The organism is Streptomyces sp. NPDC001100 (assembly GCF_053598575.1).
This window is the reverse complement of record NZ_JBSFKO010000009.1, coordinates 254982-267980: the sequence shown is the minus strand read 5'-3', so window position 1 is coordinate 267980 and position 12999 is coordinate 254982. Positions and strand designations below refer to the sequence as shown.

Annotated in this window: 9 protein-coding genes and 4 pseudogenes; 5 read left to right on the top strand and 8 right to left on the bottom strand. The window is 69.9% G+C overall.

What is annotated here, in order from left to right; all coding sequences use genetic code 11:
- Positions 1 to 7: 7 nt before the first annotated feature.
- The 4 genes and pseudogenes from ACWDEW_RS16170 to ACWDEW_RS16155 all read right to left on the bottom strand — a co-directional run bounded on the left by ACWDEW_RS16170 (position 8) and on the right by ACWDEW_RS16155 (position 4666).
- Positions 8 to 2350, bottom strand: coding sequence for an alpha-L-fucosidase (locus ACWDEW_RS16170; protein ID WP_450513320.1), 2343 nt, complete (start codon positions 2348 to 2350; stop codon positions 8 to 10).
- Between the two features lie 726 nt (positions 2351 to 3076).
- Positions 3077 to 3276 (bottom strand): annotated as a pseudogene (locus ACWDEW_RS16165) (response regulator transcription factor); the annotation flags it as partial.
- Between the two features lie 43 nt (positions 3277 to 3319).
- Positions 3320 to 3838 carry a sensor histidine kinase gene (locus ACWDEW_RS16160; protein ID WP_450513318.1) on the bottom strand — a complete coding sequence of 173 codons (519 nt, stop codon included), beginning with the start codon at positions 3836 to 3838 and terminating at the stop codon, positions 3320 to 3322.
- Positions 3839 to 3937: 99 nt separating this feature from the next.
- Positions 3938 to 4666 carry a TetR/AcrR family transcriptional regulator gene (locus tag ACWDEW_RS16155; RefSeq protein WP_450513316.1) on the bottom strand — a complete coding sequence of 243 codons (729 nt, stop codon included), beginning with the start codon at positions 4664 to 4666 and terminating at the stop codon, positions 3938 to 3940.
- Between the two features lie 89 nt (positions 4667 to 4755).
- On the opposite strand from ACWDEW_RS16155, the gene ACWDEW_RS16150 reads away from it, so the two are divergent.
- The 4 genes and pseudogenes from ACWDEW_RS16150 (at position 4756) to ACWDEW_RS16135 (ending at position 7548) form a co-directional block, all read left to right on the top strand.
- A complete protein-coding gene (locus ACWDEW_RS16150; RefSeq protein WP_450513314.1) occupies positions 4756 to 5616 on the top strand; it encodes an SDR family oxidoreductase in 861 nt (286 codons plus the stop codon).
- 158 nt (positions 5617 to 5774) lie between these two features.
- A pseudogene (locus ACWDEW_RS16145) lies at positions 5775 to 6092 on the top strand (IS481 family transposase); the annotation flags it as partial.
- 206 nt (positions 6093 to 6298) lie between these two features.
- On the top strand, positions 6299 to 6844 hold the full coding sequence (locus tag ACWDEW_RS16140; RefSeq protein WP_450513312.1) for a SigE family RNA polymerase sigma factor: 546 nt from the start codon (positions 6299 to 6301) through the stop codon (positions 6842 to 6844).
- A complete protein-coding gene (locus tag ACWDEW_RS16135) occupies positions 6841 to 7548 on the top strand; it encodes a SecDF P1 head subdomain-containing protein (RefSeq protein WP_450513310.1) in 708 nt (235 codons plus the stop codon). The genes ACWDEW_RS16140 and ACWDEW_RS16135 overlap by 4 nt, the downstream gene beginning before the upstream one ends.
- 46 nt (positions 7549 to 7594) lie before the next feature.
- Here the strand turns inward: ACWDEW_RS16135 and ACWDEW_RS16130 are convergent, their stop codons facing one another.
- Complete coding sequence (locus ACWDEW_RS16130; protein WP_450513308.1) at positions 7595 to 7813, bottom strand: hypothetical protein; 219 nt, start codon at positions 7811 to 7813, stop codon at positions 7595 to 7597.
- A gap of 570 nt (positions 7814 to 8383) precedes the next feature.
- On the opposite strand from ACWDEW_RS16130, the pseudogene ACWDEW_RS16125 reads away from it, so the two are divergent.
- Positions 8384 to 8788, top strand: a pseudogene (locus ACWDEW_RS16125) (SDR family NAD(P)-dependent oxidoreductase); the annotation flags it as partial.
- Positions 8789 to 8800: 12 nt separating this feature from the next.
- Here the strand turns inward: ACWDEW_RS16125 and ACWDEW_RS16120 are convergent.
- From ACWDEW_RS16120 to ACWDEW_RS16110, 3 genes and pseudogenes are all read right to left on the bottom strand, one after another.
- A complete protein-coding gene (locus ACWDEW_RS16120; RefSeq protein ID WP_450513306.1) occupies positions 8801 to 10900 on the bottom strand; it encodes a pentapeptide repeat-containing protein in 2100 nt (699 codons plus the stop codon).
- A 412-nt stretch (positions 10901 to 11312) separates the two neighbouring features.
- Positions 11313 to 12230, bottom strand: a complete 918-nt coding sequence (locus tag ACWDEW_RS16115; RefSeq protein ID WP_450513304.1) for an endo-beta-N-acetylglucosaminidase H — start codon at positions 12228 to 12230, stop codon at positions 11313 to 11315.
- Between the two features lie 256 nt (positions 12231 to 12486).
- Positions 12487 to 12999, bottom strand: a pseudogene (locus ACWDEW_RS16110) (hypothetical protein); the annotation flags it as partial.

Below are 12999 nucleotides of genomic sequence, written 5' to 3'. Positions count from 1 at the left end.
TCAGGTCTCAGGCACCCCAGTGCACTTTGAACACCCACGCGTGCTGCCCCGCCCTGCGTGCGGCCTCGGGGACGTCGATCACCAGCGCCCCGTTACCGAGGGTCCATGTCAAGGGGCGGCCGTGGCCGAGCATCGTCACCTTGTCGCCGCTGCGGATCGGGATCGGCGCTTCGACGGTGAGCTTCGCGCCCGGTTCGGCCAGCGAGTGGATGTAGAAGGCCTCGTCGGGGCGGACCGTGAACCTCAGGTCGTCGCCGAGCTGGGCCATCCTCGACCAGTAGGTCGTGTCGTAGATCGCCTCGCCGTTGACGCGCAGCCAGCGGCCGGTCTCGCGCAGCCGGGTCTGCATGATCTCGGGGATCGTGCCGTCGGCCCGAGGTCCGATGTCGAGAAGGAAGTTGCCGTTCTTCGACACGATGTCGACGAGGTTGCGCACGATCTCTTCGGCCGTCATGTAGCCGTCGTCGGGGGTCGCCCGGTTGTAGCCGTAGCTGAACGGGTCGAGGCCCCGGCTGGACTCCCACTTGGCGACGACCGTGTTCTCGTACGTCGTGTACTCGGGCGTGGTGAAGTCGTGGAAGGCGATCCCCGAACGGTCGTTGACGGTCACGTCGATCGGACGGCGGCGGTTCTTGGCGTGGTTGAAGTACTCCGCCAGCACATCGAGGCTGTCGTTGGCGCCGCCGATGTCGCACCAGATGAGCTCGGGGTCGTAGCCGTGGATCAGTTCGAGCATCTGCGGGGCCTGATACTCCGTCACGAAGTCCTTGCCCGCGGTGTATCCGGTGTACGGCAGCGGCTGAAGGGTGTACGGATTGCGCGGGGCGTGGCCCATCCACGGGCTGTCGGGGTTGAACCACTCCGGCATCGAGAAGTAGAGCCCGCGGTGGAGTTCGGGGGTGTGACGGCGCGAGGCGTCGAAGAGTTCCTTGACCAGGTCCCTCTTCGGGCCCATCTTCACGGCGTTGCGGTCGGAGACCTTGGTGTCCCACAGCGCGAAACCCTCGTGGTGCTTCGAGGTGAGCACGTGGTACTGGGCGCCCGCGTCCCGGAACAGTTCCACCCAGGCCCGCGGATCGAACTTCTCGGCGGTGAAGCGCGGGATGAAGTCGTCGTACGCGAAGTCCTCGCCGTAGGTGTCCCGGTGGTAGGCGTACGTCGGGTTGTTCGGGTCCTGCATCTGGTCCCAGTACCACTCGGCGTACTGCTTGCCGACCGGCGCCCAGGCGGGCACCGAGTACACGCCCCAGTGGATGAAGATGCCGAACTTGGCGCCCTGGAACCAGTACGGCGCCTGGTGGCCGGCGAGGGAGGTCCCGGTGGGCCGGTAGTCGGCGACGCCGAGGGTCAACTGCTCGTGGGAGACCGCTGCTTGGGATCCGCGCCCGGTCACGGTCACCGTGCCGTCCCGCACGGTGCCGGGCGCGGCACCGCTGCGGATGCCGACGCGGACGCGGGCCTGTTCACCGGGGTCCAGGCGCCGGACACGGGCGGGCTCGACCGTACGGGCACCCTCGGCGTCGACACGCACGGACACCCCGTCGCTCGCGAGGATCGCGACCGTACCGGCGTTCACGACCGTCGCCTCCACGCTCTGTGCGCCGGACGACTCCAGCAGCGAGTTCGTGGAGTGGGCGTCGCGCAGGGCCAACGCCCTTCCCTGGGCGGCGGGTTGGAGGGAGAGGGCGAAGACGTGCAGGGAGGTCTTGCCTGCCTCGGCCGGGTTGGTCGCGGGGAGGGTGAGGGCGACCGCCTCGCGTTGCGGGTCGAGCCAGACCTCCGAGGTGCCGATGCCCACGCTGTGCTGGTCCTTGGTGCCGTCCGGCTGGTAGCGGTACGGGGCGGAGAGCGAGCCGCCGGCCGCGTACCAGTCGGCGCCGCCGAGGCCGGCGGTCGTGGTGGAGCCGTCGGCGTAGTGGACGGTGGCGTTGCCGGAGGCGTTCCCGTAGCTGCCCGAGGTGAGGAAGACGGCCGACAGGTAGCGGCCCTGGGGCAGTTCGATGCGCTGGCCCATCGCGACGACGTTGTTCTTGGCGCCTGCGGCCGAGGAGGGGAAGAGGAAGGGGATGCCGTCGACCTCGACGCGGCCGGTGGGGAGTTCCTCGCCCGGGAAGGTGTAGCCCGAACCGTCGAAGTCGCCGCCGCGCGCGGAGGCGGTGTCGATGCCGTCGTTGTCGTAGAGGCCGTCGAGCGGGACGGGGACCGGCTCGGGGACGGGGACCCACGGTCCGGTCGCGGTGGCGACGAGTTCGGCGGCGTGTGCGGCGGTGGCCGAAGTGAGGGGAAGGGTTGCTGCTGCGGCGACTCCGGCCGCGGCGCCCAGGACCTGACGTCTCGGATACGTACTCATGAGCGGCTCCAATTCCTCGGATGTCTGATGATTGATTGGGGCCGCGACACTGTCAACGGTGCGGACGGAGAAGGAAGTTGGAGAGATTCATAGGATGACTCGACTGCATGTCCTGCTCGGCCGGTTCTTGGTGGATCCCGGTCGCACCACCGCGCGCCATGGCGGAAGGCCCTGCATCCGGGCGAGCTGGACCGGGCCGCTCCTCTCCGGAACTGCCTCTGGCGATAGGAGTTCTGTCATCTCTTCAGGGGCGGCCAGGCGGCTGCACGCTGGATCGAATGCGGGGGCGGCAGATGGTCATGTCCCTTGTGACGATGTCGCCGTGGGGAGTTCGGCGGTGTCGTGGCTGGTCTGGACGGAGTCCGTGCAGCCTTCGGGGAGGCGAAGGCGGGCGAAGGCGGTCGGATCGTCCTTCGAGTGCGGGAGTACCTGCCTCACCTCGGGGGATTGCCGTCCGAGCGTGTCTGCGACGGTGTCCCGTCGCCGGCGGACCGACTCGGCGTTCGGTTCCACCGTCTGCCACGCCGACTCCCGATTTTCGTAGGGGGCGTTCTGTCCGACGACCGGGACGACAGGCGTGGTGGTCGCCTCATCGAGCAGCCTCGCCGCGGGGCGGCCGCCGGCCGTCACCGCGCCTGAGCATGCCCGTCGGCGTGCCGAGGTGACCGTTGCTCCCTTCGCGGCGGGTTGCCCGGAGGCCCGGGGCACGCAAGACGAGGTCCTTTGTCACGCTGTGAGTCCCGCGTCGGGGCCAGGATGGCGGCCTGGACGCGGTTGGTGACTTCCAGCGCGCTCAGGACACGGCTGACGTGGGCCTTGACGGTGCTCTCGCGCATGGCGAGGCGGGTGGCGATGCCGGCGTTGGTGTCGCCGCGGGCGAGCAGGGTGAGCACGGTGGTCATGCGCGGGGTTCTCCGTTCCCGTCGTGGATGGGGGTACCTCCTGCTCCTGGGGGAGGGGGCCGTGAGCTCAGGGGGCGGGCGGGGTGGTCAGGAGGCGGGCGTGGACGCTCCAGCCGCCTTTGCGGTTCGGTCTGGCGGTGACCTGGCCCGGGTAGATGGCCGCGCGTTCGCGCATGCCGATCAGGCCGCGGCCGCTTCCGGTGCTCCGCCTCCGGGAGCGGGGCTCGCGGAAGGGGCCGGTGTCCTCGACGTCGATGTGGATCGTGCCGGGCCCGACGGTCACCCGGACGCTGCTGGCGGTGTCGGCGGCGGCGTACTTGAGGGTGTTGGTGAGAGCTTCCTGGACGATGCGGTAGACGGCGAGCTGGAGGCCGGGTGACAGCGAGGTGAGGTCGCCGTCGATGTCCAGGGTGATGCTCGGGCCGGCGGCGCGGACGCGTTCGACCGGCGGGTCGAGGTCGGCGAGGCCGGGTTGCGGCGCGCGCGGGGCACCGCGCGGCCGGTCGTTGTCGCAGGTTCGGCGATCTCGGTGGTGCTCCGGCCGGAGGCGAGCGCGCCAAGCATCGAGTCCGACAGGGACAAGCACCGGAACGTGGGAGTCGCACCGCCCGCCGCCTCACCGGCCGCCGTTTCCTCAAACGATCTCCTCGGAGGTCTGACCTGCGCGAGGGCTCCTGACGTGCGATCAGGTATGCGGAGCGCCGCCGTCCGATGCCAGGCGTGTGAGCCACTCGCGCAGCAGGTGCTGCTCGGCGTTGCTCAGGACATCGGTGTCGTCGGGGAGAGCCGCGCGCAGTGCGCGTGCCGCCGCGGCAGGGCCGGTCTCCGTGGTGGGGACCGTCGGTTCGACGCGGGTGATGGCGGCGACCATGGACTCGCGGAGGATGGCCAGCAGCTCTGGATTGCGTCGGTCCTCGGGAGTGGAGTGCCAGGTGATGACCGCGCCCTGCCCGGTGGCCTGGATGATCTGGGCGGCCAGTTCCTCGTCGACCCGCAGCCACCCCCCGGCCGCCAGTCGGCGGACCCGGCCGTAGAGGATCTCCAGGCCCGCACGGTGTGCCCTGTCCGCGCCCCGACCGGTGGCCCTGTTCATCACCGCGAACAGTTCGGGGCGCGAGACCCCGAACTCCACGACCAAGTCCCAACCGCGGCGCAGCTCCTCCACCGGGTCCTCGGGGGCGAGGTCGAGCTGCGCGCGCTTGCTCTGCAGGAACTGCCCGTAACCGTGCTCGGCGACCGCTTCCAGCAGCCCCTCCTTGTCGCCGAACAGGCGGTAGATCGCCGGCGGCTGCATTCCGGCGGCGGCGGCGACCGCGCGGGTGCTCACCGCGTCGGGGCCGCTCTTCTCCAGCAGCTCGACCGCCGCCTCGACGATGCGGCGACGAGGGCTGTCGGTGGAGTCGCGTCTAGCCATGAACCAACGATATCGAAGATTTGGTTCCATCGGAATTTCCAGTGTTACCGTTGAAGCGATTCCACTGGAAACATCGCTGGGAGAACCCAATGATCATCGTGACCGGAGCCACCGGAAAGCTCGGCCGCCGCACCGTCGAATGCCTTCTGCGGCGCGTCCCCGCCGACCGTGTCGGCGTCAGCGTCCGCGACCCCCGCAAGGCACAGGACCTCGCCGACCGCGGCGTCCGCGTCCGGCAGGGCAGCTTCGACGACCCCGCCTCGCTCGTGCATGCCTTCGAGGGGGCCGAGCAACTGCTCCTCGTCTCCCTCGACCGCATTGGCGAGGAGTGCGTCACCGGCCACCGCACCGCCATCGACGCCGCCGTGAAGGCCGGCGTCGGCCGCATCCTCTACACCAGTCAGATGGGCGCCGCCCACGACTCCCGCTTCCAGGCATGCCGCGACCACGCCCGGACCGAGGACCTGATGCGCGCCACCGGCCTGCCCTGGACCGCGCTGCGCAACGGCTTCTACGCTTCCAGCGCCGTGCAGTTTCTGGAGTCCGCCCGCCGCACCGGCGACATCGCCCTCCCCGCCGACGGTCCCGTCGCCTGGACCGGCCACGACGACCTCGCCGAGGCCACCGCGGCGATCCTTGCCGAGGAGGGCCGCTTCGAGGGGCCCACACCGCCGCTCACCGCCTCGGCGGCACTTGACTTCGGCAGCGTCGCAGAGATCGCGACCCGAGTCACCGGACGGCCCTTCACCCGCAGTGTCGTCCCCGACGACGCCTTCCGCGAGCAGGTCCTGGCGCACGGCGCCCCGGCCCCGATCGCCGACCTGATGCTGAGCATCTTCGCAGCTGCGCGGAACGGCGAGTTCACCGCCGTCGCCTCGACGCTGGCCGAGCTGATCGGGCGAAAGCCCGCCACCTTCCGCACCCAGCTGGAGCATGCCTGGGCCGAATAGATCCAGGGGCCCGAAGACAGCCCCGGCCTGACTCACCGCCCGCAAAGGCTCATCCTCTGTCGCCCGAGGACGTCGATCACCGGAGTCGATCACCAGATCGGCGGCCTCGGGCACGAACCCAGGCTCTGCAACAGATTCCGCACCATCCCAGAGGATTCCCGTGCCCCACCCCATGCCCGGCTGACCATCCACGGCAGACGGCTCCAAGTCGCATCTGCGAGCTACGGCGCGACCGCAAGCTCGGCCCTGCATGGATCGGCCCGATCCTTGGCATACCAAGCTCGACGGTCCACCGTGTTCTGACCCGCCACGGTTTGAACCAGCTGCACTGGATGGACCGGCCCACCGGTCGGACCATCCGACGCTACGAACGATCACGTCCCGGCGAACCGGTCCACGTCGATATCAGAAAGCTCGGCAACATTCCCGACGGCGGCGGACATCGGATCATGCCCCGCCGACAGCTCGCCGACAACGGATCGTGCTACGGATCCCGCCTGTTCGCTCGGCCTGAAGTCCTTCGCCTCCGGCTTCGGGTTCCTCCCTCCACGGCCTGGCCTGCCCGCGTCCTTCCAAGGCCTTCGGCGTTGCTGTTCGGTGGACGAGGCGGAGAAAGTGGGTGGGGCAGGGCAGTCGTTTGCGTGTCCGTACCCGTCTTTACGGGGGAACGAGGGAGGGCGCATTGAACGCCGACGAGGAACGCCAGTTCCGCGAGTTCGTGGCGGCGCGGTCGAGATCGCTGCTGCACACGGCCTACCTGCTGACCGGGGACTGGGAACAGGGCCGGGACCTGCTCCAGACCGCGCTGGCCTCCACGGCCCGACGCTGGTCCAAGCTCCGCGACCGCGAACAGCCGGAGATCTATGTGCGCCGCGCGCTCTACCACGCCCAGGTGGATCGCTTCCGGTTGCTCAGCTGGGGGCGGGAGACGGTCACGGACTCCCTGCCGGACCAGCCGTCCGCACAGGGCGCCAACTTGGCCGACGCCGTCGTCCAGCGACAGGACATCATGACCGCGCTGCGGCGGCTGCCCAAGCGTCAGCGTGCGGTGATCGTGCTGCGCTACTTCGAGGACCGGCCCGACAGCGAGATCGCCGCGATCCTGGGCGTCTCCCCGGGCACGGTCCGCAGCCAGACCCACAAGGCCCTCGTCACGCTCCGCACCACCCTGGCCGAGGCAAGGCCGTCCGCCTCCTCCAATGCCTCCGGAAGGGGCGTGACCGCGTGAACGACTCGACCGAGGAGCTGCTGCACGAAACGTTGCTGCACGACACCTTGCACACCCATCTCCGGGAGTGCGACGGCGATGCCGACGGCCATCTCGTCGGCCTGGCCGACGGCGCGTTGCGGGTCGCCCGGCGGCGGCAGCGGCTGACGCGCGCCGGTGTCGGGGTCGCCCTCGCCGCGGCGGTTGCCACCGCCTGGGTGGCTGTCGCGGACGACGACCTGCCGCGCGCCCACGTGGTGCAGCCCGCCGAAGGACGAGGCGTCACAAAGGCGGCCACGATTTCTCTCCTGCCGGTCACCTCGGCGACGGAGCGGGCCTGCACCCCGGCCGGCGGCGGCTATACCGTGCACCGCACCGAGACCCACTCGGCGATGTGCATTCACGCCGACCCGGCCGGCGGCATGAGCGACGTCCGCGTCTCCGCGGCGAAGGCCGAGAAGGGCACCGTCGACGGCAGCTGGCGGGTGGAGGTGACCCTCACGCCCGCCGACCGGACCCGTTTCGCCACGCTGACCGGCTCCCTCGCGTCGGCCCCGGCCCCGCGCAACCAGTTCGCCATTGTCGTGGACGGCAAACTCTGGGACGCCCCCAGCGTGGCCCACTCGGTCACCGTGGGCCGTGTCGAGATCGTCGGCGCTTACGACGGAGACCTCACCAGCGCCATGGCCCACGACCTCGCCCAGCGACTTGACCCCGGTAGGTGAGCGGCCAACTCATCCTGTGGGAACGGCAGTTCAGGGAAGGCGTCCGTCATGTGGGGCGCCGCCCTGCCGGGTCGCGGAGACCGAAGTCGTTGAGGGCTTGGATGTGTCCGCCGCCGTGCCGTGCCGGTGTTCGGCGCATGATGTCGAGCAGTTCTCGTGGTGTCTGCCCCGACAGGGCTCGGAAGTCTCCGTTCATGTGGGACCGCTCGTGGTATCCCGTCAGGCTGGCCGGATCGGCGGGCGAGTTCAGGTCGGTCGATGCCACGGCTGGAGCGCTGCGGAACCTGATGATGCGAGCGAGTGTTTGAGCAGGTAGCCCGATGTGGTTGCGCGGCAGCCCTTGCATGACGCTGTCCGAGGTCGATGTCCAGGGCCGGCTCGGGCAAGGACACTGCGCCGCCACGATCACACAACAGTCTCCATGCCTGGGCGGCGGCAGGTGATGGGGGCGTTCCGCTGCAAAGCCACCGAGCAGGCGAGGTGTCGAGAATTCGCCAGCGACCGGCCCAGTGCGATGCGGCGGCAGCTGTTCAGCGGCGTTCGAAGTCCAGCCCGCTCCCATGATCTGCTCAGGGCCGGTCACCGTCTTCGCCAGGTGGAGGGAGGTTCAGGAGCTGGTATGCGCCCAGCGGACGGCCGTCAGAGGTCAGAGGTCAGAGGTCAGAGGTCAGAGGTCAGAGGTCAGAGGTCAGAGGGTAGCTGCGGTCCCAGGGGCCGACCGGGCTGCCGGTGGGCTCCGGGAAGTGCGGGGTGAAGCCCTTCGGCCACCGCTTGGGGACCGCGCCTTCCATGGTGGCGGGGAACGGCCCAGGACGAGGTCGCCAAGGACACTGACGTGACAGGCATCGACCTCGCCGCGTGGCAGCGCACGATCGACGTCAACCTCACCGGAAGCCTTCGCACGCTCAAGCACGCGCTGCCCCACATGGTCGCCGCCGGCGGCGGATCCGTGGTCAACACCCCGTCCGGCGCGGTCTACGCCGGGATGCCCGACAAGGTCGCCTACTCGGCGACCAAGGCCGGCATCGGCGCACTCACCCGCCACGTCGCCCGCCGCTACGGCAAGGACGGCGTGCGCCGCAACGGGGTGGCCCCCGGCCTGGTCATGACCGAGCAGACCGAACGCAACCTGCCCGAAGAGTTCCGCGACACGATCCTCGCGACCACCCCGGCGCCGCGCCACGGCCGGCCCGAGGACGTCGGCGCCACCGTCGCCTTCCTCCTGTCCGACCTCGCCCAATGGACCACCGGTCTACGGTTCGGAGGTTCCCGCGCTGGGGGAGTGGTGCTTGCCGGGGGTGGTGGTGCGTACGCGGAAGGTGCCGTCGGGGGCGGTTTCGGAGCGGTCCCGGATCGTGCCGGCGATCGTGCCGGGCCACTTGGTCGTGCTGGACCAGACCGCCTCCGCGAAGTCGGCGCCGTCGGTGCGGGCTCCGCTCAGGTCGGCCCCGGTCAGGTCCGCGCCGCGCAGCCGGGCTCCGACCAGCTTGGCGCCTCTGAGGCGCGCCTCGGTCAGCTCGGCTCCGGCCAGGTCCGCGTGGGTGAGATCGGTGCCTGTCAGCTTCGCTTTGTACAGAAAGGCCAGAGTGAGCCTGGCCCTGATCATCTGGGCCTGGGAGAAGTCCGCGGCGAAGAGATGGGCGTGGGTCAGGTCGGCTTCGGTGAGGATGGCCTTGGTCAGGTCGGCCTCGCTCAGGTTGGCGGAGGTCAACTGGGCCCGCAGGAGCTTCGCGCCGCGCAGATCCGCCTTGTCCAGGGCGATATCGGTGAGGTCGGAGTCGGTCAGGTCGGCCGCGGTCAACTTCGTTCCCGAGAACAGGGCGCCGGTCAGGTTCGTACGGGTCAGGCGGGCGCCGGAAAGTTTCGCGCCCACCAGATAGACGTCGGCCAGGTTCGCGCCGGTAAGGATCGCCCCCGTCACGTCCGCGCTCACGGTGTTCGCTCCGGCCAGGTTCGCGCCTTTCAGGTTGGCTCCCGACAGGTTCGCCTGCGTCAGACGTGTCCGGGTCAGGTCGGTCCGGCTCAGGTCGGCGCCCGTCAGGATCGCTTTCGTGAGGTCGGCCCGGCTGAGGTCCGTTCCGGCGAGGCTCACGCCCACGAGATCGATACCGTGCAGCTGCGCGCCTGACAGGGAAACGGTCGTGCCGGACTTCAGCGCACTCCTGAGGCTGTCCCGCCCGACGGGTCTGGCGGGCCGGACGGCCCGCGTCTCCTTGCCGTGGCCGACGTCACCGGCGCGGAGCGGCCGGAACACCGGGGCGGCATCGCAGAAGGCGATCAACAGCCGTTGGAAGAAAGGAGGTTGACTCTTCTCCTTGGACTTGTAGGACTCGGGCGACCAGCCGTGCACGCGGTACACGTCATCGAAGAGCTGCTCCGAATCGTCCCGCATCCGGGCGGCCGGCCCGACGGGCCAGACGGTCTCCGAGGTCCACAGCGCCCCGGCCAGGTTCGCACCCGTCAGCTCCGCGCCGCTCAGGTCGGCACCCGTCAGGTCGGCCCGTTCGAGACACGCCCCGGTCAGGTCGGCACCGGTGAGGTTCGCCCGGACGAGCACCGCCCCGCCCAGGTCCGCTCCGCGCAGCCGTGCTCCCGCGAGGTCCGCGTCCAGCAGGTCCGCGTGCGTCAGGTGCGCTCCGGTCAGGTCGGCCTCTGTCAGCCGTGCCCGGACCAGCCTCGCCGAGCCCAGTTCCGCGCGGTCCAGGCGAGCCCGCGTCAGGTCGGCGCCGATCAGATTCGCCACATAGAAGAAGCTCCGGGACAGGTTCGCCTCCCGAAGGCACACCCCCGGCAGCGTGCCCAGTTGCGCGTAGACCCAGGGCAGATCCACCCCGGTCAGGTCCGCCCCGTTGAGGTGGGCGCCTTTCAGGTTGACCGGCCGGGCCACCTCCTGCGCGCGGATGCGCCGGGCCAGTTCGTCGGCCCACGGGTACGGTCCGTCGGCGGCCACGGGAGGGTGACCGGGCGGCGTGTACCAGTAACGGCGGTCGGTCAGCCGTATCTCCGTTCCCCCGTCCAGGGCATCGGGTATCAGGATCCGGAGCACGAGCCGGCCGGCCGGCTTGAGCACGATCGGGGTGACGATCCCCAGGACCAGCGCGATCAGGGACCTGACCGTATTCGCCGCTCCCGCCGTGCCGGCCCAAGTCGCCGCCGTACAGCCGACCGCCGCACCCAGGAGCGCGTGCAGGCACAGGCCTGCGACGAGGGCGCCGGGGCCGGGCCCGTCGGGGTAGTCCCACCGCCCGTACCGGTGTGTGAACGGGTCTTCGTCGCGCAGGAGGGCAGCGCGGACGATGAGACATCTGTACAGGGCGGCACCGATCAGCCCCCACACCGCATATGACCACATGAGGTAACGCTATGGGTCGGGGGTGGATCACCAACAGGGCCATTCCACAGGCTGGTTGACGCTGCACCGGGGTGACGGACCGGGGTTGCTTCACGGCGCCCGGGCCGGCCGTGACGGGTCGCCCCCGGTACCCGCACCGCGAGCGTCCATGTCCAGCCGAGCATCAGTGGCGAGGTCATCGTTTCGTCGTCTGCCGGTGGAACCTCCCGCACGATCCGGCCGCCGGCGTTCACAGCTGGTGGGCGGGCCGGTCACGATCCGCACCGCGTCCGGCTGGGGATGCCGCCAAGCGGCTCGCCGCGATCGACCGCGCCTCCGACATCGTTGTCGAAGGCGCGGCCTGTCCGGGGCGCGGCCCTACGGGATGCGGCACGCCCCGCGGGAGCTCCGGACGCCGGGGAGTGTGGTCGGCCTACGGCGTGTAGTGGGCGTCACTGCCGTACAGCTGCCTGGTGAACGCGGAGACGTCGGCGCTGCGATCGGCGCCGTCGAGGTTGTACGTCATGAAGACGCCGTACCCCTCACTGACCGTGCGGGCGGCGAGGGCTGCGGCCGTGCTCTGCGAGGTCCCGCCGATCTGGACGGCCGCCGGCGACAGCTTCGACTTGGGCAGTGCGATGCCGGGGACCTGCCAGGTGCCGTAGTACGGGTTCCAGGCGTAGTCGAACTTGGACGAGACGTCGACGCCGCCGTAGGACAGACGCGACGCGGCCGGGCCGATGTTGTAGAGACTGATGATCTTGATTGGCATGTTGGCGCGCAGTGCCGACACCAGGTACACGAACGAACTGGCGTTGGGCTGGCTGGTGCCGTTGTTGCCGTAGTCGGCGTACTCGTCGTCGAAGTCGATGCCGTCGAGGCCGTACTTGGTCACGGTGTCCGACAGTTGCTTCGCGAACGTCGAAGCCGCCTGCTGGGACGGGAAGTTGGCGAAGCCCGCGCCCTGGTGGTTGCCGAGCACCGAGAGGACGACCTTGATGCCCTTCTGCTGCAACGGCCGTATCTGGGTGGCGGCGTTGTCGAGGACGCGTTGCACGTTCTCGTTGAAGTACAGGGTCGCCGCCTTCGTGCTCGTGTCGTAGTTGATGTTCGCCGCGAAGATCACGGCGACGTCGAAGACGTTGGCGCCGCCGTTGGCGAGGGTGTACTTGCCGACGTTCAGCATGCTGTTGTTGTTCACCTCGACGTACGCCACCGAGGTCGGTCCCTGTTTCGCGGCAGCGGGGGCCGCTGTCGCGCCGGTCGTGACGGTCGCGCCCAAAGCGAGGGCCGTCATGGCCGAGAGCGCGAGCGCGGCCGTCCGTATTCTGCTCCGCACCGGAGTGAACATCGTTGATCGGTCTCCCATCGCTGGAGTGGCGCCCGACCTGTTCGCGAGCGCCGAGTGAGCCCCCCGGATCCTTCCGTTCCCGTGACCGAATCCCCAGAACCGCGCGAGAACTCTTCACGACTCCCACGCGCGTCGCGTCAGGCCGTAACTCCGGTCCCGGCCAAGGGAGTTGCTGGAAGGCTACGCTGCCGCACCGTCTCAGGGCTGCGACCAACGGACCCCATGGCTCGTAGCACCTCCCGTCGCCCAGGAGGGCTCAGAGGACATTGACACGGGGGTGGGCAAGGGGCGAGCACGGCCAGTGTGTGGCGCTTGCCCTCCGCGCGTTTGCGGTCGTAGAACCGGCGTGACACCGCCGAAGCCGGCGAGGCGGTCGGCGGTGCCGAAGACGGTCATGTCGCCGCCGGTGGCGGCCAGTTACTCCGCGCCGAGACTGATTCCCAGGCCGGGCACGCCGGCGATCACTTCGATGTGCTGCCGTTCGGCGGCCTGGACGGCGGTCTCGGCCGGCCGGCGCGAACGACGTGGCGGTTGCGCAGCCAGGTGTCCAGTCGTTGGCACCGATGCGGCGGATGGCAGCTGGGGTCTGATACCCGGTCAGCAAGGTGACGGGATGCAGGTCGCGGCGGACGCGGACCTGGACGGCGATGATGTCGGCGTCCTTGGCGTCCTTGGCGTCAGTCTGATCCGGCCCGAGGACGGCGTCGAACACTGTCCGCGTCGTCGACTCCGGTGCTCCGCCCGCCGGCAAGGCGGGCCGGAGCCGTCG